Source organism: Vibrio mediterranei (genome assembly GCF_900088415.1).
Classification (GTDB): domain Bacteria; phylum Pseudomonadota; class Gammaproteobacteria; order Enterobacterales; family Vibrionaceae; genus Vibrio; species Vibrio mediterranei.
In genome coordinates, this window is the sequence record NZ_FLLQ01000003.1 from 78,084 (window position 1) to 100,397 (window position 22,314).

Genomic DNA, 22,314 nt, shown 5'->3' on the forward strand with positions numbered 1-22,314 from the left:
ATTTAATAAGTGTGCGTGTGGACGTCGCTTAATATAAGGGAGCGGCTAAATTGGCCGTAATTTCAAAAATCGACAACGTAAAGTTGTCTTGGGAAGGTGAAGACTGGTGAAAAGACCACTAATCGTGCAAAAGTTCGGTGGAACTTCTGTTGGCTCTGTAGAACGCATTCACAATGTTGCAGAGCACGTAATTCGAGCTAAAGCGTCGGGCAAACAAGTTGTTGTTGTCGTATCTGCGATGTCAGGAGAAACCAATCGATTGGTTGATCTGGCTAAACAGATCGACAAAGTACCCAATGTTCGTGAACTGGATGTCTTGTTATCTGCCGGTGAGCAAATTTCTATGGCATTGCTATCCATGACGTTAAGTAAACTTGGACACGCTGCGGTTTCTCTCACTGGCGGACAGGCAAGAATTACCACTAACAACAACCACAACAACGCAACGATTAGTAGTATTGATACCAGTGTGATTGATGACTATTTGGCTCAGGACAAAATTGTCATTGTGGCGGGCTTTCAAGGCGTGAATGAAATTGGTGACATTACGACTCTAGGTCGAGGTGGCTCTGATACGACGGCGGTCGCGTTAGCCGGAGCGCTTGAAGCTCAAGAGTGTCAGATATTCACAGACGTTGATGGCGTTTACAGTTGCGACCCAAGAATTGTCAGTAAAGCAGAAAGGCTTGATACCATTGATTTTCCTACCATGCATGAAATGGCACACAAAGGGGCGAAAGTCTTACATTTGCCTTGTGTTGCTTATGCATGGAAACATCAAGTGCCGCTTCGTGTGTTGTCGAGTTTCGAACCGGGCGAAGGGACCTTAGTAGCTGGCATGGAATCGAGGCCTGGAATTAGCGGCTTAGCAATACGAAAACAAATAATGGCTCTATGTATGATGGCAGAGCACGCTGATATCGTTGATAAACAGCGCCAAATGCTAGGGGTTGATGATTGCCATTGGGTGACAGATTCCACCTACAAGCAATTGTTAGTGGGCCAAGAGTGTTGCGATAAGCTTCGACTGGTTATTGATGAGAAAGTGGTAGCGACTCAAGAGGTTGCGTTATTGACGCTTGTTGGCGCCGATGCAAAGGCGCAAGCATCACAATATCAACAACTTCTCAACTTATCAGACATATCTGTTCTACACTTTTGTGAGGATAAGCACTCAATTACGTTAGTAATGGAACCGGGAGCTATCGACAAAGCGGCTAACGTACTGCATGATAACTACATTATCACCAGTGAATCCGTTATGAGAGAAGAAAAACAGGTACATTTGGGGTAAATACTTTTCATAAGATAGTTTACGAAAATATAACTTTTGTTGGATAATAAGTTTCGTAGCAAGATAATTAGAGAATACTCAAGGAGCAAAGAATGCTGATTCTGACTCGCCGTGTTGGCGAAACGTTGATGATTGGTGATGAAGTCACTGTTACTGTACTAGGTGTTAAAGGTAACCAAGTTCGCATTGGTGTTAACGCTCCCAAAGAAGTTTCAGTGCATCGTGAAGAAATTTACATGCGCATTCAGGCGGAAAAAGGAAATGGTAACGTTGCTTCAGGCAACTACTAATCCAAACTGAGAGGGCTGGCGTTATGCCGGCCTTTTTGTTGCACAAAATTCGTCGCTTAATAGAGGCACTAAGTCGGATTTTGTGTAGGAAAGCTACGATTAAATGGTGGTTTGGTTAATTTGCCAACGCTTAGTCTGTTTTTTCCTAATTTTACCAAGAAAATGTTTGACTTATTTTTGGTAAATCGTAATATGTGCCTCCGCAAGACGGTGAGGTGGCCGAGAGGCTGAAGGCGCTCCCCTGCTAAGGGAGTATACGGTTTGTAGCCGTATCGAGGGTTCGAATCCCTCCCTCACCGCCATTCTTGCGAAGTGTTGTATAACACTGTTCTTATTGAACATATTGCGCGCTCGTAGCTCAGCTGGATAGAGTACCTGGCTACGAACCAGGCGGTCGAAGGTTCGAATCCTTCCGAGCGCGCCATTTCTCTCTTCGGAAAGAAATACTGCGGTGAGGTGGCCGAGAGGCTGAAGGCGCTCCCCTGCTAAGGGAGTATACGGTTTGTAGCCGTATCGAGGGTTCGAATCCCTCCCTCACCGCCATTTATTGACTGTTTCAGTCAATTTTTTTGTTCAAAAAGAAATTAAATGTGATATGCTTCACAACCTTGCGCGCTCGTAGCTCAGCTGGATAGAGTACCTGGCTACGAACCAGGCGGTCGAAGGTTCGAATCCTTCCGAGCGCGCCATTCTTTTCGAATGATAGGTTAGGTAAAAGATTTAAGTGAGAACTTAATTCAACACCTGTTACGGCATAAGCTGTACAAAGACTTGTTGCGCGCTCGTAGCTCAGCTGGATAGAGTACCTGGCTACGAACCAGGCGGTCGAAGGTTCGAATCCTTCCGAGCGCGCCATTTATTTAGGTAAAAGACTTAAGTGAGAACTTAATTCAACACCTGTTATAGCATAAGCTGTACAAAGACTTGTTGCGCGCTCGTAGCTCAGCTGGATAGAGTACCTGGCTACGAACCAGGCGGTCGAAGGTTCGAATCCTTCCGAGCGCGCCATTTATTTAGGTAAAAGACTTAAGTGAGAACTTAATTCAACACCTGTTATAGCATAAGCTGTACAAAGACTTGTTGCGCGCTCGTAGCTCAGCTGGATAGAGTACCTGGCTACGAACCAGGCGGTCGAAGGTTCGAATCCTTCCGAGCGCGCCATTTATTTAGGTAAAAGACTTAAGTGAGAACTTAATTCAACGCCTGTTATAGCATAAGCTGTACAAAGACCTGTTGCGCGCTCGTAGCTCAGCTGGATAGAGTACCTGGCTACGAACCAGGCGGTCGAAGGTTCGAATCCTTCCGAGCGCGCCATTATTTAGAAACCTCGCTTAGGCGGGGTTTTTTATTAACAAAAATTTATCATATCAATAACCTTATGATTACAACGTGATGTTTTTTAAGGATAAATCGCGGTAATTTTAAGCCTGTCTCAGTTTTCCAACCCCAGTTTGTTTATGTTGAAATCTATGGTTGAGTCATAGTATGAAGTTCTGTGTAAGTACAAATACACCATAAATTGTCGTGCTCATCATAGTTTTTCATTTGAATGACGTTTTAATGACGACTGTAGATTAAACAAAATTGACAAACTTTCACCAATCGAGATAATCCTAGACCTCTTGCAATGGATCAATGCAAGAACCATTGCTTGTCAATCTGTGTGCAGTGACGCCACGTTTTATGATTGAGTAACTTGTCAGGATGACAAAGAAAGGACGCAACATGACTAATATTGGAAGCCTGCTAGGAGACGCAGCCGCCCTAATGTTCACGGGTATGGCTGTTGTATTTGTATTCCTAACAATCCTCGTTTATCTCGTTCGGTTAATGTCGAAATTGGTACCAGAAGAAGTGCCCGAACCGATCGCAGTTCCTACAAAAATTAAAACACAACAATCCCCCTCAAATGGTGTTAGCCCAAGTGTTGTTGCAGCGATTTCTGCCGCTGTTCATCAATACCGCACTTCGGCCGCTAAATAGATTGAGTTAAAGCTTAAAAGGAGTTAATGAGCATGTCTAAACCACTAGCTATCACGGACGTGGTACTTCGTGACGCCCACCAGTCTCTGTTCGCAACGCGGATGCGTATTGAAGATATGTTACCTATCGCAGCCGAGCTCGATAAAGTGGGGTATTGGTCTTTAGAAACGTGGGGGGGAGCCACCTTTGATGCGTGTATTCGTTTCTTGGGTGAAGATCCTTGGGAGCGCTTACGCGAACTTAAAAAAGCCATGCCAAACACACCAATGCAGATGCTATTGCGCGGACAAAACCTATTGGGTTACCGCCACTATGCTGATGATGTGGTCGAAAAATTTGTTGAACGTGCCCATGCCAATGGTATGGACGTGTTTCGTATTTTTGACGCGATGAATGATGTACGCAACTTCGAAAAAGCGGTAAAAGCTGCTGTAGATGTTGGTGCTCACGCGCAAGGTACACTGTCTTATACGACAAGCCCTGTACATAACACGGATACATGGGTTGATTTAGCCAAGCGCTTAGAAGATTTAGGTTGCCATTCTTTATGTATCAAAGACATGTCTGGTTTACTTAAACCTTATGAAGCCGAAGAACTAATCTCACGCATAAAATCATCATGTGAAGTGCCACTGGCGCTGCATTGCCATGCAACAACCGGGCTATCAACGGCAACGGCGGTTAAAGCAGTCGAAGCTGGGATAGATATTCTAGATACGGCTATCTCTTCAATGAGTCAGACTTATGGCCACACGCCTACAGAGACCGTTGTGGCAATGCTGCAAGGCACTGAACGTGATACTAATCTTAAGCTCGAGCAGATTGAACCTATCGCAGCGTATTTCCGTGAAGTTCGTAAGAAGTATGCGAAATGGGAGGGGCAACTGAAAGGTGTTGATTCACGTATCCTTATTGCGCAAGTTCCAGGTGGCATGCTGACCAATATGGAAGGGCAGCTAAAAGAACAAGGTGCAGCGGATCGTATTGATGAAGTTCTCGAAGAAATCCCAAGAGTTCGTGAAGATCTTGGCTTTATTCCTTTGGTGACGCCAACATCACAGATCGTTGGTACTCAAGCGGTGATCAACGTATTAACGGGTGAGCGCTATAAGAGCATTACTAAAGAGACAGCTGGTGTACTTAAAGGGGAATACGGTAAGGCACCAGCAGAAGTTAACGCTGAACTTCAAGCAAAAGTGCTTGATGGTGCCCACGCGATTACCTGTCGTCCAGCTGATTTATTGGAAGCGGAACTCGACACATTGACGGAAGATCTGCTGCAAAAAGCAAAATCCGATGGTATTTCTCTTGCAGAAGATACAGTGGATGATGTACTTACTTATGCGCTCTTCCCTCAAGTGGGCCTTAAGTTCCTGAAGAATCGCCATAATCCTGATGCGTTTGAGCCAGCTCCAGGTAAAGAAGAAGCAAAACCTGCTGCCCCTGTTGCAGCTCCAGCAGCAAGTGCCGCGGGTATTGAGTCTTATAGCGTGAAAGTCGATGGTCAGGTTTATGATGTTGAAGTGGGTCCCAAAGGTGAGCTTACTTCAGTGACTCCAGCGTCCGCAGCACCTGCCACCACTACAGCTCCTGCAGCTGCAACGAATGTTGAAGCGGTTTCTGCTCCGTTAGCGGGGAATATCTTTAAAGTTAATGTTGCATCTGGTGCTCAGGTTCAAGAAGGTGATGTGCTACTTATCTTAGAAGCGATGAAGATGGAAACAGAAGTGCGTGCTGCGCAAAGCGGCGTGGTTCAAGATGTACACGTGAAAGAAGGTGATGCTGTTGTTGTAGGCGCACCTCTTGTTAGCTTAGCGTAAGGGAGCACCATGGAAGGATTGATGACCTTATGGTCAGAAACAGGGATCGCTAACTTTGAATTCGGCCAAATCTGCATGATCTTGGTCGGATGCACCTTGCTGTTCTTAGCGATTCGTAAGGGCTTTGAACCACTACTACTTTTACCTATTGGCTTTGGCGCTATTTTAGCGAACATTCCAAATGCTGGTTTTACCGAGCCGGGTGGTTTGCTGTACTACGTCTATTATATCGGTATCGAGTCTGGCGTGTTCCCATTACTCATCTTTATGGGTGTCGGAGCAATGACTGACTTTGGAGCATTAATCGCTAACCCGAAAACCTTATGGTTAGGGGCTGCGGCTCAGTTTGGTATCTTCGCTACCTTGTTTGGTGCAATTTTGCTGAACTATGTACCGGGTATGGAGTTCTCGATGCAAGATGCTGCTTCCATTGCCATCATCGGTGGTGCGGATGGTCCAACAGCTATCTTCTTAGCAAGCCGACTTTCACCGGATCTTCTCGGTGCAATTGCGGTCGCTGCATATAGCTACATGGCATTGGTTCCTATTATCCAGCCACCGATTATGAAAGCACTGACCACGCCAGAAGAGCGTACTATTAAGATGGCGCAACTTCGCCATGTTAGTAAAGGTGAAAAGATATTATTCCCATTGGCCGTCTTGTTGATGACTATCTTGTTCCTCCCTTCAGCAACACCTTTAGTGGGTATGTTCTGTCTGGGTAACTTGATGCGAGAGGCCGGCGTTGTCGACCGATTATCGAAAACGGCACAAAATGAGCTCATCAATATTGTGACGATCTTCTTAGGTCTTGGTGTGGGCTCGAAGCTTCAAGCAGAAGAGTTCCTAAATTTTGAGACCTTGGGTATTCTCGCTCTCGGCGCTGTTGCCTTTAGTATCGGTACTGGGGCTGGGGTGTTAATGGCGAAGCTGCTTAACAAATACTCTAAAGAAGATATTAACCCGTTGATTGGTGCAGCTGGTGTTTCTGCGGTACCTATGGCTGCGCGTGTCGTAAATAAGGTGGGCTTACAAGCTAACCCACAAAACTTCCTTTTGATGCATGCAATGGGTCCTAACGTAGCTGGCGTATTAGGCTCCGCAGTAGCTGCAGGTATCTTGTTAGCTCTGGTAGGCTAAATGCGAATCCATATTGTATTAATCGGGGGAGCTTAGGCTCCCCCTTTTTTTATCTTTGGTTATCAGGCCAAGATAATGAGTCACAAAAGTGATTGAATTTATTACATACTGGATGTGGGTTGATGAAAAGATAATCTAGACTCAAACAGGTATTTCGTTACTATGGAATCTCAAATTGGAAGAGGAAGCCGCGATGAAGTGTAAACAAATAGTCATCCCAGAATTTGGTTCAGCAGAAGTATTGGCATTTCAGGAGGTCGATATTCCTCAACCAAAAGCCGGTGAGGTGCTGGTAAAAGTCGCCTATGCTGGCATTAATCCTATTGATGTGAAGACGCGTGCTGGATTGGGGTGGGCGGCAGCTGAAAACAAAGATAACTTACCTTGGGTACCGGGTTATGATATCTCGGGCTCAATTGCTGGTTTAGGTGAAGGCGCACAGGCGTTTGAAGTAGGTCAAGAGGTCGTGGGATTTATTGGGTTTCCTCTTCGTGCGGGTGGTTATAGTCAATATGTGTGTGTACCCGAAACAGAGCTTACTGCGTTGCCTAACACGGTTACCTTAGAGGCAGCAGCAGCGTTGCCATTGGCTGGGCAAACAGCAGCACAAGCAATTAATAAAGCTCAGGTGCAAGAGGGCGAGCGAGTGTTAATCCTAGCGGGTGCAGGTGGCGTTGGTCACATCGCGGTTCAACTAGCAGTGGCGACTAAAGCAGAGGTGTACACCACTTGCAGTGAGCGCAATCTCGATTATTTGGCTACATTAGGCGCTCATGCTATCAATTATGAATTCGCGCCAGCTTCAGAGCGACTAAGCGATGTCGATGTACTGATTGACCTAGTCGGTGGTGATGTCGCGTTAGATGCACTTAAGTGTCTTAAAGATAATGCTAGAGTTATCACCATTCCGACGATTACGGCAGAGCTAGTATGCGAAAAAGCCAAACTTCTTAGCTTTGAAGCGAGTGGAATGCTAGTGTCTCCCGATACCAAACAAATGGAAACCTTACTGTACATGGTAGGTGTTGGACTGTTAAAAACCGAAATTCAGCACGTTTTCCCTTATTCACAAGTGGTTGAGGCTCATCAACAAGTCGAAACCAGTCGCACTCGCGGCAAAGTCCTACTTGATATGCAATGCTAGAAACATTTTCTCAATACCTAGCGGAGTCATGGTTTGCCGACTCCGCACTCGCGGTTCTTTTTATTTCTGGGTTTTTAAGTGCGACCTTACTTCCAGGTGGTTCAGAAGCCGGGCTAGTGGCAACCTTAAGTTTGCAACAATACACACCGGCCATGGTGATTTTGGTTGCTACCATAGGTAATACTCTTGGGGGATTAACCAACTACTGGATTGGTATTTGGTTGCCAAATCGAACTCAGGAAGAGAAACATGGTCATAAAGCCATGGCATGGATACAGAAATATGGCTACTGGACGTTATTGTTGAGTTGGTTACCCGTCATTGGCGACCCTTTGTGTTTAGCAGCAGGTTGGCTGCGGATGAAGTTTCTGCCATGTGTTGTGCTTATTGCGATTGGTAAAGCGCTACGTTATATCGCGCTGACCGCTATCTTTTACGGTCTTTTCTAAGGAGCATTTATGAAAAAGATCTGGCTCGGCGTTCTATCGCTGGTCTTTCTATACGGTTGCAGTAGTAACGAACCGTCAAATCAAGCCAGTAGTGCTTTACCTAAAGGTGTCACTTTAATTGAAGAGGCCAAAGCTGACCCAGATAAGGTCATGATTCCTTATTCTAAATACCGTTTGGAAAATGGCCTCACTGTTATCTTAGCACCCGATGACTCGGATCCTTTAGTACATGTGGATGTCACCTACCATGTGGGATCGGCTCGTGAAGAGGTCGGAAAGTCCGGTTTCGCACACTTCTTTGAACATATGATGTTTCAAGGTTCAGAACACGTCGGTGATCAGCAACATTTTAAGATCATTACTGAAGCGGGTGGCACTTTAAACGGTACGACCACGCGCGATCGCACTAATTATTTTGAAACCGTGCCATCTAATCAATTAGAGAAAATGTTGTGGCTTGAAGCGGATCGTATGGGCTTTTTGCTTGGGGCAGTTTCTCAGAAAAAATTTGAAATTCAGCGTGATACGGTGAAGAACGAACGTGCTCAAAACTACGATAACCGTCCTTATGGCCTGATATGGGAGAAAATGGGTGAAGCCATGTTCCCTGAAGGGCACCCCTATTCTTGGCAGCCAATTGGATATGTTGAAGATCTTGATCGTGTTGACGTGAATGATCTTAAAGCATTTTTCCTACGTTGGTATGGACCAAATAATGCCGTGCTCACCATTGGTGGTGACATCGATAATGCACAAACATTGGCATGGGTAGAAAAATACTTCGGTTCTATTCCGAGAGGACCTGAAGTCGACAAAGATCCAAAACAGCCAGCTGTGTTGCCAAACGATCGTTACGTGACGTTAGAAGATCGTATTCGTCAGCCGATGGTAGTGATTGGTTGGCCTACGACGAGCTATCGAGGCGCAAAAGATCAAGCCGTGCTTGAGGCAATGGCTGACGCCATCGGTGGTGGCACCAATAGCTTGTTGTATCAAAAACTGATCAAAACGCAAAAGGCACTCGATGCTGGGGCATTCAACGATTGTAATGAGCTAGCTTGTAACTTCTACGTGTACGCCATGGGTGCTTCAACAGATAAAGATGGTCTAAAAGCGCTATACAACGAGTTGTTAGCGACGTTAAGTGAGTTTGAAAAACAAGGCATCAGTGAAGAGAGGCTGAAACAGATCACGGGCCTTTCTGAATCAGGCGCTGTTTTCGCACTGCAAAGTGTCAAAGGTAAGGTCTCACAGTTAGCCTCTAACGAAACCTTCTTTGGTCAACCAGATCGCTTAGAACAGCAATTAAAGCAGATACGTGCGGTTACTCCTCAGGATGTAGCTAATGCTTACAACACCTTCATCAACGATAAGCATAAAGTCACCTTGAGTGTGGTGCCTAAAGGCCGTAAAGATATGGCGGTAGAGCCTGCTAACTTCGTGACTCCGCCGAGAACATTACCGAAATATAGCAAAGTGACGGAAGAGCAATTGGTATTCCGACGACCTGTTGACACCTTTGATCGCAGCGTTATGCCTAAAGTAGCTGAAGGGGTTAAAGCTAAGATGCCAGCACTTTACAGCTTGCAGTTTGATAATGGCAGTGAGCTACTAGGTACAGAAACACGAGAAACACCAACGGTGGAGATTCACTTCCAATTGCCTGCAGGCGATCGCTATGTTGCGAGAGGAAAAGAAGGCTTAGCGGGGCTAACAGCTTCGATGATGGAGGAAGGAACCACAACACGTAGCGTGGAAGAACTGCAAGCAGAACTCGATCGATTAGGTAGCCGAATTGGGTTTAGCGCAGGAGCTTACACCACACGCGTGTCGGTCTCGGCTCTAGCGAAGAACTTGCCAGAGACCTTAGCGCTGCTCGAGGATGCGCTATTCCACCCTGCCATGAAACAGCAAGACTTTGACCGCTTGAAAGCACAAATGCTAGAAGGCTTGGTTTACCAACATCAGAAACCAAGCTGGATGGCATCACAAGCGACAAGAGAGGTGTTGTTTGGAGACTCTGTATTTGGCCGCTCATCTGATGGTACTGAAGCGTCGATTGCTTCAATTACGCTTGATGACGTGAAGCGCTTCTATCGCAAGCACTACACACCACAAGGGGCTCAAATAGTTGTGGTCGGCGATATTTCCCAGAAACAGATCAAGAAGCAATTGGCATTTTGGCAGTCTTGGAACGGAGAAGCGGCACCACTGATTCGTCCGGAAGCTGTAGCGCCTTTAACTGGTCAACATATCTTCTTGGTAGATAAGCCAGCAGCACCACAAAGTATTGTACGTTTGGTGCGCCGAGGGTTGCCGTTTGACGCAACGGGCGAGCTGTATTTGAGTCGACTGGCTAACTTTAATTTGGCGGGTAACTTCAACAGCAGGATCAATCAGAATTTGCGAGAGGACAAAGGCTACACCTATGGTGCGAGTGGCTATTTCGCGAGTAATCGTGAAATAGGTGCGATTGTCTTTAGTGCTCAAGTGAGAGCCAACGCGACGATTCCTTCTATTGAGGAGCTCATTAAAGAGTTAAAAGACTATAGCCAAAATGGTATGACCGATGAAGAGCTAGAGTTTATGCGCCTAGCTGTGGGACAACAAGATGCATTGACTTACGAAACACCAAGTCAAAAAGCCAGTTTGTTGTCGTCAATTTTAACCTATAGTTTGGATAAGGATTACCTCAAGCAGCGCAATGACATTGTAGAATCGGTCGACAAATCGGTGCTTAACGAGCTAGCTGCGAAGTGGTTCGATCCGAACCAATACCAAATCATAGTTGTGGGAGATGCGAAGAGTCTAAAACCGCAACTTGAGAAACTGAATATTCCAATTGAAGAACTTGAAATCTCACAATAGAGTGACCATATAGAAGGGATGGGTGGCATCGGCTCTTGTTTATTCAATAAGATAGCGTGTATGGTGTCCCCAGCTTTCAATTGGAATAACAAACTATAAGCGAATCGCATTGTGACTAAATTTGCTGCGCGACTGGATCAAGTTGCTAAAGACCAAGCCATTTTTAAACAGTTTGGACGAGGTGTGGAAAGGGAATCGTTGCGTTATACCGACGATGGCCACTTAGCGACAACGCCACATCCAGAGGCGCTAGGCTCAGCCCTAACGAACGAATACATTACGACGGATTTCTCCGAGTCACTACTGGAGTTTATTACTCCAGTTTCTCGTGATGTTGATACGCTGATCAATCAGTTATCTGATATCCATCATTTTACTCAGACAAAATTAGGCAACGAGAAATTGTGGCCACTGTCTATGCCTTGTTATGTGGGCAGTGAAGATGATATCGCCTTAGCTCAATATGGCAGCTCGAACTCTGGACGTATGAAGACACTTTATCGTCAAGGACTAAAGCATCGCTACGGTAGCTTAATGCAGATCATTTCCGGCGTGCATTTTAACTTCTCATTCCCAGAGTCATTCTGGGATGCGCTATTTGGTGAGCAAGACGAAAAAGCACGCCAAGATGCGAAATCGGAAGCCTACTTCGGTCTTATCCGAAACTATTACCGTTTTGGCTGGTTAATTCCTTATTTCTTTGGTGCGTCACCGGCCATTTGCTCGTCTTTCCTGCAAGGAAAGGAGACTAAACTGCCATTTGAGAAAGTGGGCGGCACGCTCTATTTGCCAAAAGCAACGTCGCTGAGACTGAGTGATTTGGGTTATACCAATAGCGCACAAAGTGCACTTAAAATTGGTTTTAACAGCCTTGACCAGTATCTTGAAGGGCTAAACCAAGCGATCCACACACCTTCTGAAGATTTCGCTAAGATTGGCGTAAAAGTAGAAGGTGAGTATCGCCAGCTTAACGACTATGTGTTGCAGATTGAGAATGAGCTGTATGCTCCGATTCGTCCTAAACGTGTGGCTCAAAGCGGTGAAAAACCATCGGAAGCGTTATCACGCGCAGGTGTTGAGTATATTGAAGTTCGCTCTTTAGATGTGAATCCATTTAGTCCAATTGGAATTACTGCGGATCAGATTCGTTTCTTAGATCTCTTCTTAACCTGGTGCGTTTTGAAAGACTCTGAGCCTATGGACAATTGTGAACTTGAATGCTGGCGTGAAAACTGGAACAAAGTGATTGTTGAAGGCCGACAAGTTGGTCTTGAACTGAAAATCGGTTGTGACGGTGAAGTGCTTGATAGCCAATCATGGGTAAAACGTGTGTTTGTCGACCTTCGAGAAATCGCTAAACATATGGATGCTGCTCACGGTGGCAACGAATATCAAAAAGTGTGTGACACACTGGAAGCTTGGAACGACGACCCTGAACTGTCCATTTCTGGCCGTTTACTCGAGAAAACAAAGGCATTAGGTGGTCTAGGTAAAGTGGGTTGCGAGCTTGGTAAAGAATACCGCCAGAAGAACTTAGATCATCAATATCATGCTTATTCGTCTGACCTTATGGAAACGGAAGTGATTCGGTCGGTTGAAGTTCAGAAAGTGATTGAAGCTTCAGACAAAGAAAGCTTCGATGATTTCTTAACGAACTATTTTGCGTATCTCACCCCAGAACGTATGCAGGCGATTCACAAGTAAGCGAGGTTGCACCTCTTGGTGTAGCCCCTTACAATCGAGCCACTAATCACTTACTCACGGCTTTTGCGGTGAGTAACGCTAAGGAGAATCAATCATGCCACTACTGGATAGCTTCACGGTAGACCACACAAAGATGCACGCACCAGCCGTACGTGTAGCGAAAACAATGCAAACCCCAAAAGGCGACACTATCACTGTGTTTGACCTACGCTTCACAGCGCCAAACAAAGATATCCTTTCTGAGAAAGGCATCCACACGCTTGAGCACCTATACGCTGGCTTTATGCGTGCACACCTAAATGGTGATGCTGTTGAAATCATCGATATTTCTCCAATGGGCTGTCGTACAGGTTTCTACATGAGCTTAATAGGTACACCTTCAGAGCAACAAGTAGCGGACGCTTGGTTAAGCGCGATGCAAGACGTTCTGAAAGTAGAAAGCCAGAACAAGATTCCTGAGTTGAATGAGTATCAGTGTGGTACAGCGGCTATGCACTCTTTAGAAGAGGCAAAAGCCATCGCAGAAGCGATTATTGCAGCGGGTATTCAAGTAAACAAAAACGACGAACTGGCTCTGCCAGAGTCAATGCTTCAAGAATTGAAAGTCGATTAATTACATGTTTAATTAACGACCTTAGTAGGTTGAGTAGACATAATTGATTAAAAAGGATGACTCACTGGTCATCCTTTTTTGTTACTAAGCTTAAGCCCATTGCGCTTCAAACCAGCTTTCTAAAATAACTACCGCTGACTGACAGTCGACATTGCCTTTCGACAGAGCTTTATAACCGCCCATCTCAAATAATTCTGCTCGCGCTTCCGCGGTGGACAGACGTTCATCGTGCAACTCTACTTGAAGCCCAAACCGGCCATGAACTCGATTAGCAAACTTTTTCGCTCGTGCGGTAATTTCCTCCAGTGCTTTGCCATGCAGATCCGTTGGTAAACCAACAACGATCAGATCTGGTTGCCACTCTTTGAGCATAGCCTCAATATCATCCCAGTTTGGAATGCCGTCTTTGGCTTTGAAGGCTTTCAGTGGACTTGCAGTGCCAGTGACTTCTTGACCAATGGCGCTACCAATACTCTTGGTTCCATAATCGAAGGCGATAATGGTTCTGGATGTCATAGTGTTTTGTCTCTTACGTCGTGCAGTAAACGGTTCGGGAGGTTAGGCATGCCCGACTTGCGTGGATAACTGGGCAATATCAATGCCAAGCATAGCAACGGCGGTGCTCCATCTTTCTTCGACTGGAGTATCGAAAATGATGCTCGGATCAGCTTCAATGGTTAACCAAGAGTTCTCAGCCAACTCAGATTCAAGTTGGCCGGCACTCCATCCAGAGTAGCCGAGAGCGACCAGGTAGTTATCAGGCTGTGCATCAGTACCGAGTACCGCCAGAATATCCTTTGAGGTCGTGACGGAAACCTTGTCCGTGATCTGTATGCTTGATTGATATTTATCTTTGGGTTTATGGAGGATAAAACCTCGATCTTCAGACACCGGCCCTCCATTTAGCACCGGTTCATCTAGGCTCTTACTGTGAGTAGTTTGAGAGGCAATGGGCAACTCGGCCTGCACTTGCTTGAGCATGTTGGCAACGGTGACATCAATAGGGGTATTGATCATAATCCCCATTGCGCCTTCTTCATTATGTTCACACACATAAATGACACTGCGCTGAAAGTAGGGGTCTTGCATCCCTGGCATAGCAACAAGAAAATGGTTGGCTAGGTTCATCATGGCCTCTCCCACGGTTACTTCCCTAAACGGCGCTCGATGGCATCCATCAGCTTGCCAGTAATAGAGATGTCAAAGGCTGCCTCAATCTCACGAATGCAAGTTGGGCTGGTTACATTGATTTCAGTTAGTTTGTCGCCAATCACATCCAGACCTACAAATATTAGGCCTTTCTCTTTTAAAGTTGGAGCAACGGCTTCGGCTATTTGCTTGTCTGTCTCACTTAAGGGACGAGCTTCACCGCGACCACCTGCAGCCAGGTTACCACGCGTTTCACCTTTCGCTGGAATGCGAGCTAAGCAATATGGCATAGGCTCTCCATCAACGACAAGGATGCGCTTGTCACCATTGCTGATGTCAGGAACAAAAGTCTGTGCCATCGCGTAGTTTTGACCATGATTGGTCAATGTTTCAATAATAACGGACACGTTAGGGTCATCTTGCTTAACGCGGAAAATGGAGGCTCCGCCCATACCATCTAGTGGTTTAAGAATAACGTCACCATGCTGGTCACGGAACTGCTTAATCTTCTCGGCTTTGCGAGTCACAATCGTCGTTGGAGTAAGCTCCGGGAACCAAGCTGTGAACAGCTTTTCGTTGCAGTCACGTAGACTTTGTGGCTTGTTAACGATTAATGTGCCTTTCTCCTCTGCGCGCTCAAGGATATATGTGGCGTAAATATATTCAGTATCAAATGGTGGATCCTTGCGCATCAATACGGCATCAAGTTCTGACAGCTCAATAGTTTGCTCAGAAGTGAATTCATACCAACCATTTGGGTCTTCTTTCAGCGTGACAATCTTGGTATCGGCAACGGCTGTACCTTGATCTAAATGCAGATCGTTCATTTCCATATAATGGATTTCATAACCACGACGTTGGGCTTCCAACATCATTGCGAAACTAGAATCTTTCTTAATGTTGATGGATGAAATTGGATCCATCACGATACCGAGTTTGAGCATTATTTTTCTCCCGTTAACCTAAATCGCCAAAGCGTACTTGCAGTGCAGTGATGGCTGTTAATGCCGCCGTTTCTGTTCGCAAAACACGAGGACCAAGCAGGGTTTCTTCGAATTGATATTGTTCTGTCATTTCAATTTCTTGCGCCGATAGACCTCCTTCAGGGCCTATAAGCAGGCGAACCTTAGTAACAGGTTCTGGCAAGGTATTGATTGAATATTTCGCTCTTGGATGTAGGTTGAGCTTAAGGGCTTCCGATGGCTCTGCACACCATTGCTCTAACGACATAATCGGTCGAATTTCAGGAATGGTGTTACGCCCGCATTGTTCGCAAGCACTGATAGCAATCTTTTGCCATTGCTGCAGTTTCTTTTCAAAGCGTTTAGCATCGAGCTTAACGCCGCAGCGCTCTGAGATAAGCGGGGTGATGGTATTGACGCCTAACTCAACCGACTTTTGAATAGTGAACTCCATTTTGTCACCACGAGAAATGACCTGACCTAAATGCAGATCCAAAGGTGATTCTATGCTGGCCGACACTTTTTCTTGTATGTCGACGTCCACATTCTTTTTGCCAATCTGAGTAATAGTGGCTGGAAATTCATGGCCCGAGCCATCAAATAACAACACTTCTTGACCTTCTTTCATGCGCAATACGCGGCCCACATGGCCAGCGGCATCTTCACTTAGTGCAAGAGTCCCTAAAGCGTGGATTAGTTCAGGGTGATAGATACGAGGTATACGCATAAAAACTTCCAAAGAACAAAACTGTATAGAGGTATAAGATGGATGCCCGCCCTTAAAATTACAAGGGCTGGCGTCTCGATTTAGCTAGGATTTTTACAGGCTTCTGCCACAAATGGGTTATCGTTGCCTTGAATACGCTTGATGCGCTCATTGCGAGTGCACTCCCAAGTGTCGACAGGGTAAGTTTTATTCCAAGCTTGCATTAACTGTGTTTGTTGTTTGGATAGCTTAAACCCGTACTCTTTACTCATATATAAGTAGGTACGAGCGATGGAACCTTTAGCTCGGTCTGGTGGCATGACTTTGCGTTGTTTGAAGTTGACTTGCATTTCGCAACGGCCATAGCTGACGCCATCAATACCATTCCACTGAGAGAAGTTGTAATTGGAGCGGTCGCCATTGACTTCACCGATAGCCGGTGTGAGATTGTGTAAATCTGCCTCCATTAATTTGAAAGCTTTATCGTTTCGAGTGCAGTTCTTCCGGCCACCTTCTTGCCAGCATTGACGCTGGTGGCCAAATTGCCATGCGGGTACGACATGTTCCCATTCAATACGACTTGCACGTTTCTGCTGTTTGCGGACTTGATAACCACAAGATGACAGGTCTGGAACGCCTCTTTTGCCTTGCCATTGAATATCACACCCACAGTAAAAACTGATAGGGTGATCCGCATAGATTTTGACGGCTTCTTTCTTCGCTTTGCTAAAGCTACTAGGTGGAGCACTAAGCGCTGAGAATGAGGTTAAACCGATGAATAGCGCCAAGACAAAAGATAAATAACGATTCATTGCAAGTCTTTAAAAAGGTTGAGATAACCTAGTTTAACTCGCAAAAAGTGCCTAATCTACCGATAGATATGTAGATTACTCGGCAAAGACCCTCAATTTAACTGAATTGTTTGCCCGTGAATTCAATTTGGCTGCCACATTTTCGGCAACGATAACTGGCCTGCTGACGCATCACTTTGTTGTGTCTTCTTATGGAGACGGGGAAAGTGTCGCACTGACAGCGGTATTCGAAGGTACGACCTTGAACGGATTGAACATTCATAGAATGTGTGGTCTTCGGTGTTAACGAAAAGACTTGGCTCATAACCATTTGCCACTCCGCTCCATGTGGGCGCACTCGACCAAAGCACGCAAACGTAATGAGATGAGCGACTTCATGTGGAATCACTTCGTTGATAAAAGCTTGTTGGTTCTCGGCAAACAAGACAGGGTTTAATCGTATCTCCCACGCTTGCAAGTAGGCTTTTCCCGCCGCTTTGCCACGAAGTTGATAGTTTAGGGCGGGCATAGGAAAGTCTCGCTCTAAGTAGTGGCGAGCCTGTTCGATACATTGTGCTAGCTTTTTTACTGCGAGGTAGTGCAGCTCTTCGGATGGAGATGATTTCATTTAACTCAATCAAAAAATAACGCCCAAATGAGGGCGTTATTCTAGAGACATTGGTTATGTTTGCAATATATTGCTCGATGGCTTAAGGATGATGTTTTTTCTTAATGGTCTCGTGATAAGCGTGCCATGTACCATAGCCTAGGATTGGCATAGTAATGATCATCCCAATGCCATAGGTAGCGAAGCCAATCAAGATACCGCCACAGATTACCAACGCCCAAACAATCATGGCTGGTATATTCGATTTGACCGCATTGAAGCTAGTAAACACGGCGGTCATCACATCGACGCGTCTCTCCATCATGAGTGGAATCGAGAACGCTGAAATGCTGAAGATAATCGAAGCAATCACAGCTCCAATAACACTACCCGTAATCAAAAATGGTGCAAAATCAGTCAAGGGGGCGCCTTGCACAGAAGGGTAGAGAGCGTGCAACAAGGCTGCGATTCTCATCCAGAAAATCATCGCTACAGCGAGTAAAACAGCAAATGCCCACTGTGAGGTGGAATTTCTACCGATGGCTTTCATGGAGTGGAACAGACTGGGTTTGTGTCCTTTTTCTCTTTCCCAAGCAGCGTCATACAATCCAAGTGCCAAAAATGGCCCTATGAGCATATAAACCACCAAACTCGGCATGATGACCAGATGAGTTCCTTGCCATTGTACTAATAGCACAATCGCGACAGCGGCAGCAGTAAAGCATAAGCCATAAAATGCGCTGATAATTGGCATCCGAATAAGGTCATGCAAACCAAGTGCTAACCAGTGAAATGGTGCTGACACACTCAGTTGATTGCAAGGAATAGTTTTAGCGTAATCTTGATCCCTGACTTCGTGTTTCTTGTGGAAGTCGTCGGTATTTACAGTTCGAGGCATATGTCCTCCCTGATTTGACAAACTGGCCTACGTTTCTCAGGGCATGGCGCTAACGATGCTGGTTATTCAGCACGAACAGATCTAGCAAAGTGTCGTTGTTTAGCGTCTTCCCCTCATAAGTGCTCTGTTTACAGTACGAACCTCAGACCTGAAAAGGTCTGTTTGCAAGGGCACTTTTGATTAACTATTAACCGAGTTGTGAGAAAACACAATTTTTAGAAGGGTATAAATCGCGTGCTGCAATATCCACTTTTAACAATGTTGCAACAAAGTGTTTGAAATGGTTAGCAATAAATACAAAAAAGCCTTCAAAAAATATTTTGAAGGCTTTTTAGAGTATTAGTTCAGAGTTGGCAGATTATAAACCAGCAAAGTCGCGTAGGATTGCTGCTTTGTCTGTCGCTTCCCATGGGAACTCTTCACGACCGAAGTGACCGTATGCTGCTGTCTTCTTATAGATTGGCTGAAGAAGGTTTAGCATCTCTTGCAGACCATATGGACGTAGGTCGAAGTTTTGACGTACTGCTTCGACGATGATGTCGTGAGATACTTTTTCAGTACCGAATGTTTCCACCATGATAGAGGTTGGATCAGCAACACCGATAGCGTAAGAAAGTTGGATTTCACAACGATCTGCCATGCCAGCAGCAACAATGTTTTTCGCTACATAACGTGCTGCATATGCTGCAGAGCGGTCTACTTTTGATGGATCTTTACCAGAGAATGCACCACCACCGTGACGAGCTGCGCCGCCGTATGTATCAACGATGATCTTACGACCTGTTAGACCACAGTCACCCATTGGACCACCGATTACGAAACGACCGGTTGGGTTGATGAAGAAGTTAGTTTCTTTGTTGATCCACTCTGATGGTAGTACTGGTTTGATGATCTCTTCCATCACTGCTTCGCGTAGGTCTGGTGTAGAGATTGAATCACAGTGCTGAGTTGAAAGAACAACGGCATCGATACCAACGATCTTACCTTGATCGTACTGGAACGTTACCTGAGATTTAGCGTCTGGGCGCAACCAAGGTAGAGTACCGTTCTTACGCACTTCCGCTTGTTTTTGAACAAGACGGTGAGAGTAAGTAATAGGAGCTGGCATTAGAATGTCAGTTTCGTTAGTTGCATAACCGAACATGATGCCTTGGTCACCAGCGCCTTGCTCTTTAGGATCTGCTTTATCAACGCCTTGGTTGATGTCTGGAGACTGTTTACCGATAGTGTTTAGTACCGCACAAGAATCAGCGTCAAAGCCCATATCTGAATGAACGTAACCGATCTCACGAACAGTTTCACGAGTCAATTCTTCGATATCAACCCATGCTGAAGTAGTGATCTCACCACCTACCATCACCATGCCAGTCTTAACGTACGTTTCACAAGCAACACGTGCTTTTGGGTCTTGTTCTAGGATTGCATCAAGTACCGCATCAGAAATTTGGTCAGCGATTTTATCTGGATGACCTTCTGATACAGATTCAGAAGTAAACAGGTGCTTAGCCATGAGAGCTCCAATTACATTTTAAAGTGAGAATATCGTACTCACTTATAGAAAATTCAATGATATATTGTAGGTGTATCTACATCTAGACGTCTATTCTATTCATCAATGTTCGATTAGCAAGCGATTTTTGCTTTTAAGTTATAGCCAATCGTTTGCCTGTTTTTGTCAAAGAAACGCGCTTTAGTACGACATTATCGCGGCAAAAAGCCAAAAAATGACGGTAAAACGTTTGCAGAGAGTATGGGGCTTTGCGACAATAGCGCCGCTGATTATTCGTTCAGCTTATGAAAAACTTGGAATTCGCTTAATGCACTCAGGAGCCTACATGTCTTCTCGTAAACAACTCGCTAATGCAATCCGCGCGCTAAGCATGGATGGTGTTCAACAAGCTAACTCAGGTCACCCAGGTGCACCAATGGGTATGGCAGATATCGCTGAAGTTCTTTGGCGTTCTCACCTAAATCACAACCCGTCAAACCCAGAGTGGGCTGACCGCGACCGTTTCGTACTGTCAAACGGCCACGGCTCAATGCTGATTTACTCTCTGCTTCACCTAAGCGGTTACGAGCTATCAATTGACGATCTTAAAAACTTCCGTCAACTGCACTCAAAAACACCAGGTCATCCAGAGTACGGCTACGCACCAGGTATCGAGACGACGACTGGCCCTCTAGGTCAAGGCATCACTAACGCGGTTGGTATGGCGATTGCTGAGAAATCTCTTGCAGCTCAGTTCAACAAAGAAGGTCACGATATCGTTGACCACTTCACTTATGTCTTCATGGGTGATGGCTGTCTGATGGAAGGTATCTCTCACGAAGCGTGTTCACTAGCGGGTACCCTAGGTCTGGGTAAGCTGATCGCTTTCTGGGACGACAACGGCATCTCTATCGATGGTGAAGTGGAAGGTTGGTTCTCTGATGACACACCTAAGCGCTTCGAAGCATACGGCTGGCACGTAATTCCTGCAGTAGACGGTCACGATGCTGATGCAATCAATGCAGCGATTGAAGCGGCAAAAGCGGATCCTCGTCCAACACTAATTTGTACTAAAACCATCATCGGTTTTGGTTCACCAAATAAAGCGGGCTCTCACGACTGTCACGGTGCACCACTAGGTCACGACGAAATTGCAGCAGCACGTGAATTCCTGGGTTGGGAACACGGTCCATTCGAAATCCCTGCTGACATCAAAGCAGAGTGGGATGCAAACGAAGCGGGTAGCGCAAAAGAAGCAGCTTGGAACGAGAAGCTAGCGGCTTATGAAGCGGCTTACCCAGAACTAGCGGCTGAGTTTAAGCGTCGTGTGAACGGTGAGCTTCCTGCTCAATGGGAACAAGAAGCAAGCAAGATCATTGCTGATCTTCAAGCGAACCCAGCAAACATTGCGTCTCGTAAAGCGTCTCAAAATGCTCTAGAAGCGTTCGGTAAGATGCTTCCAGAATTCATGGGCGGCTCTGCTGACCTTGCACCATCAAACCTCACTATGTGGTCTGGCTCTCAGTCGCTAACGGCTGACGATGCGTCTGGTAACTACATCCACTACGGTGTACGTGAATTCGGTATGACGGCGATCATCAATGGTATCGCTCTGCACGGTGGTTTCGTCCCTTACGGTGCAACCTTCCTAATGTTCATGGAATACGCTCGTAACGCAATGCGCATGGCTGCACTGATGAAAGTGCAAAACATCCAAGTTTACACTCACGATTCTATCGGTCTGGGTGAAGATGGCCCGACACACCAACCGGTTGAGCAAATCGCATCACTACGCGTAACGCCAAACATGAGCACATGGCGCCCATGTGACCAAGTAGAGTCTGCGGTTGCTTGGAAATACGCGATTGAGCGTAAAGACGGTCCAACATCGCTAATCTTCTCTCGTCAAAATCTTGCACAACAAGATCGTGACGCAGAGCAGCTAGCCAATGTTGCTAAGGGTGGTTACATCCTGAAAGACTGTGAAGGTACACCTGAGCTGATCCTTATCGCTACTGGCTCTGAAGTTGAGCTAGCAACAAACGCTTACGCTGAACTGACGGCTGAAGGTAAGAAGGTACGTGTAGTGTCTCTTCCTTCTACTGACGTATTTGATGCGCAAGATGAAGCATACCGTGAAGCAGTTCTTCCAGCGGCAGTGACTAAGCGTATTGCTGTTGAAGCAGGTATTGCGGATTACTGGTACAAGTATGTTGGCTTCGGTGGCAAGATCATCGGCATGACAACATTCGGTGAATCTGCGCCAGCGGGTGAGCTGTTTAAGATGTTTGGCTTCACAACTGAAAACGTTGTAAACACAGCAAAAGAGCTACTTGCTTAATTAGAAGACTCAATAAGCACCGTTAGTACATGAAAAGCCGAGCCTTAGAGCTCGGCTTTTTTATGG

The 22,314-nt window shown here is 45.8% G+C and carries 19 protein-coding genes and 8 tRNA genes; 19 read left to right on the top strand and 8 right to left on the bottom strand.

The window, feature by feature from the left end; translation table 11 throughout:
* Positions 1-106: 106 nt before the first annotated feature.
* The 18 genes from VME0621_RS10265 (at position 107) to luxS (ending at position 13,305) form a co-directional block, all read left to right on the top strand.
* Complete coding sequence (locus VME0621_RS10265) at positions 107-1,294, top strand: aspartate kinase (RefSeq protein WP_062462237.1); 1,188 nt, start codon at positions 107-109, stop codon at positions 1,292-1,294.
* A gap of 92 nt (positions 1,295-1,386) precedes the next feature.
* On the top strand, positions 1,387-1,584 hold the full coding sequence (csrA, locus tag VME0621_RS10270; protein ID WP_004415691.1) for a carbon storage regulator CsrA: 198 nt from the start codon (positions 1,387-1,389) through the stop codon (positions 1,582-1,584).
* Positions 1,585-1,793: 209 nt separating this feature from the next.
* A tRNA-Ser gene (locus VME0621_RS10275) sits at positions 1,794-1,886 on the top strand.
* 45 nt (positions 1,887-1,931) lie between these two features.
* Positions 1,932-2,008: transfer RNA gene (locus VME0621_RS10280), tRNA-Arg, on the top strand.
* Between the two features lie 26 nt (positions 2,009-2,034).
* Positions 2,035-2,127 (top strand) — tRNA-Ser (locus tag VME0621_RS10285).
* 69 nt (positions 2,128-2,196) lie between these two features.
* Positions 2,197-2,273 (top strand) — tRNA-Arg (locus VME0621_RS10290).
* A gap of 89 nt (positions 2,274-2,362) precedes the next feature.
* A tRNA-Arg gene (locus VME0621_RS10295) sits at positions 2,363-2,439 on the top strand.
* Positions 2,440-2,515: 76 nt separating this feature from the next.
* Positions 2,516-2,592: transfer RNA gene (locus tag VME0621_RS10300), tRNA-Arg, on the top strand.
* Between the two features lie 76 nt (positions 2,593-2,668).
* A tRNA-Arg gene (locus VME0621_RS10305) sits at positions 2,669-2,745 on the top strand.
* Between the two features lie 76 nt (positions 2,746-2,821).
* Positions 2,822-2,898, top strand: a tRNA-Arg gene (locus tag VME0621_RS10310).
* 411 nt (positions 2,899-3,309) lie between these two features.
* Complete coding sequence (locus VME0621_RS10315) at positions 3,310-3,567, top strand: oxaloacetate decarboxylase subunit gamma (protein WP_006075158.1); 258 nt, start codon at positions 3,310-3,312, stop codon at positions 3,565-3,567.
* A 32-nt stretch (positions 3,568-3,599) separates the two neighbouring features.
* A complete protein-coding gene (oadA, locus tag VME0621_RS10320) occupies positions 3,600-5,387 on the top strand; it encodes a sodium-extruding oxaloacetate decarboxylase subunit alpha (RefSeq protein ID WP_038228922.1) in 1,788 nt (595 codons plus the stop codon).
* 9 nt (positions 5,388-5,396) lie between these two features.
* Positions 5,397-6,527: a sodium ion-translocating decarboxylase subunit beta gene (locus VME0621_RS10325; protein WP_006075160.1), complete on the top strand. Its 1,131-nt coding sequence runs from the start codon at positions 5,397-5,399 to the stop codon at positions 6,525-6,527.
* 193 nt (positions 6,528-6,720) lie between these two features.
* Positions 6,721-7,671, top strand: a complete 951-nt coding sequence (locus tag VME0621_RS10330) for an NADP-dependent oxidoreductase (protein ID WP_062457014.1) — start codon at positions 6,721-6,723, stop codon at positions 7,669-7,671.
* Positions 7,665-8,120: a YqaA family protein gene (locus tag VME0621_RS10335; protein WP_031495418.1), complete on the top strand. Its 456-nt coding sequence runs from the start codon at positions 7,665-7,667 to the stop codon at positions 8,118-8,120. Before VME0621_RS10330 ends, VME0621_RS10335 begins: the two co-directional genes overlap by 7 nt.
* A 9-nt stretch (positions 8,121-8,129) precedes the next feature.
* Positions 8,130-10,988: a M16 family metallopeptidase gene (locus VME0621_RS10340; protein ID WP_062456592.1), complete on the top strand. Its 2,859-nt coding sequence runs from the start codon at positions 8,130-8,132 to the stop codon at positions 10,986-10,988.
* A 111-nt stretch (positions 10,989-11,099) separates the two neighbouring features.
* Positions 11,100-12,692 carry a glutamate--cysteine ligase gene (gene gshA / locus VME0621_RS10345; protein WP_062456595.1) on the top strand — a complete coding sequence of 531 codons (1,593 nt, stop codon included), beginning with the start codon at positions 11,100-11,102 and terminating at the stop codon, positions 12,690-12,692.
* A 94-nt stretch (positions 12,693-12,786) separates the two neighbouring features.
* Positions 12,787-13,305, top strand: coding sequence for an S-ribosylhomocysteine lyase (gene luxS, locus VME0621_RS10350; RefSeq protein ID WP_031493706.1), 519 nt, complete (start codon positions 12,787-12,789; stop codon positions 13,303-13,305).
* 90 nt (positions 13,306-13,395) lie between these two features.
* On the opposite strand, the gene ruvX is transcribed toward luxS, so the two are convergent.
* The 8 genes from ruvX to metK form a co-directional block, all read right to left on the bottom strand.
* Positions 13,396-13,821, bottom strand: a complete 426-nt coding sequence (gene ruvX / locus VME0621_RS10355) for a Holliday junction resolvase RuvX (RefSeq protein ID WP_006075166.1) — start codon at positions 13,819-13,821, stop codon at positions 13,396-13,398.
* Between the two features lie 42 nt (positions 13,822-13,863).
* Complete coding sequence (locus VME0621_RS10360; protein WP_062457016.1) at positions 13,864-14,433, bottom strand: YqgE/AlgH family protein; 570 nt, start codon at positions 14,431-14,433, stop codon at positions 13,864-13,866.
* 17 nt (positions 14,434-14,450) lie between these two features.
* A complete protein-coding gene (gene gshB / locus VME0621_RS10365; RefSeq protein ID WP_038228926.1) occupies positions 14,451-15,398 on the bottom strand; it encodes a glutathione synthase in 948 nt (315 codons plus the stop codon).
* Between the two features lie 13 nt (positions 15,399-15,411).
* Complete coding sequence (rsmE, locus tag VME0621_RS10370) at positions 15,412-16,143, bottom strand: 16S rRNA (uracil(1498)-N(3))-methyltransferase (protein ID WP_062456598.1); 732 nt, start codon at positions 16,141-16,143, stop codon at positions 15,412-15,414.
* An 80-nt stretch (positions 16,144-16,223) separates the two neighbouring features.
* Positions 16,224-16,934 (bottom strand): endonuclease, encoded by a 711-nt coding sequence (locus tag VME0621_RS10375; protein ID WP_038228930.1) that lies wholly within the window; start codon positions 16,932-16,934, stop codon positions 16,224-16,226.
* A gap of 97 nt (positions 16,935-17,031) precedes the next feature.
* On the bottom strand, positions 17,032-17,541 hold the full coding sequence (locus tag VME0621_RS10380; RefSeq protein ID WP_062456602.1) for a SprT family zinc-dependent metalloprotease: 510 nt from the start codon (positions 17,539-17,541) through the stop codon (positions 17,032-17,034).
* Positions 17,542-17,623: 82 nt separating this feature from the next.
* Entirely contained in the window at positions 17,624-18,418 is a 795-nt protein-coding gene (locus tag VME0621_RS10385) for a DUF2189 domain-containing protein (protein ID WP_006075172.1), read from the bottom strand.
* 358 nt (positions 18,419-18,776) lie between these two features.
* Positions 18,777-19,928: a methionine adenosyltransferase gene (metK, locus tag VME0621_RS10390; RefSeq protein WP_006075173.1), complete on the bottom strand. Its 1,152-nt coding sequence runs from the start codon at positions 19,926-19,928 to the stop codon at positions 18,777-18,779.
* A gap of 307 nt (positions 19,929-20,235) precedes the next feature.
* On the opposite strand from metK, the gene tkt reads away from it, so the two are divergent.
* Positions 20,236-22,248: a transketolase gene (gene tkt / locus VME0621_RS10395; RefSeq protein WP_062457019.1), complete on the top strand. Its 2,013-nt coding sequence runs from the start codon at positions 20,236-20,238 to the stop codon at positions 22,246-22,248.
* Positions 22,249-22,314 lie beyond the last annotated feature (66 nt).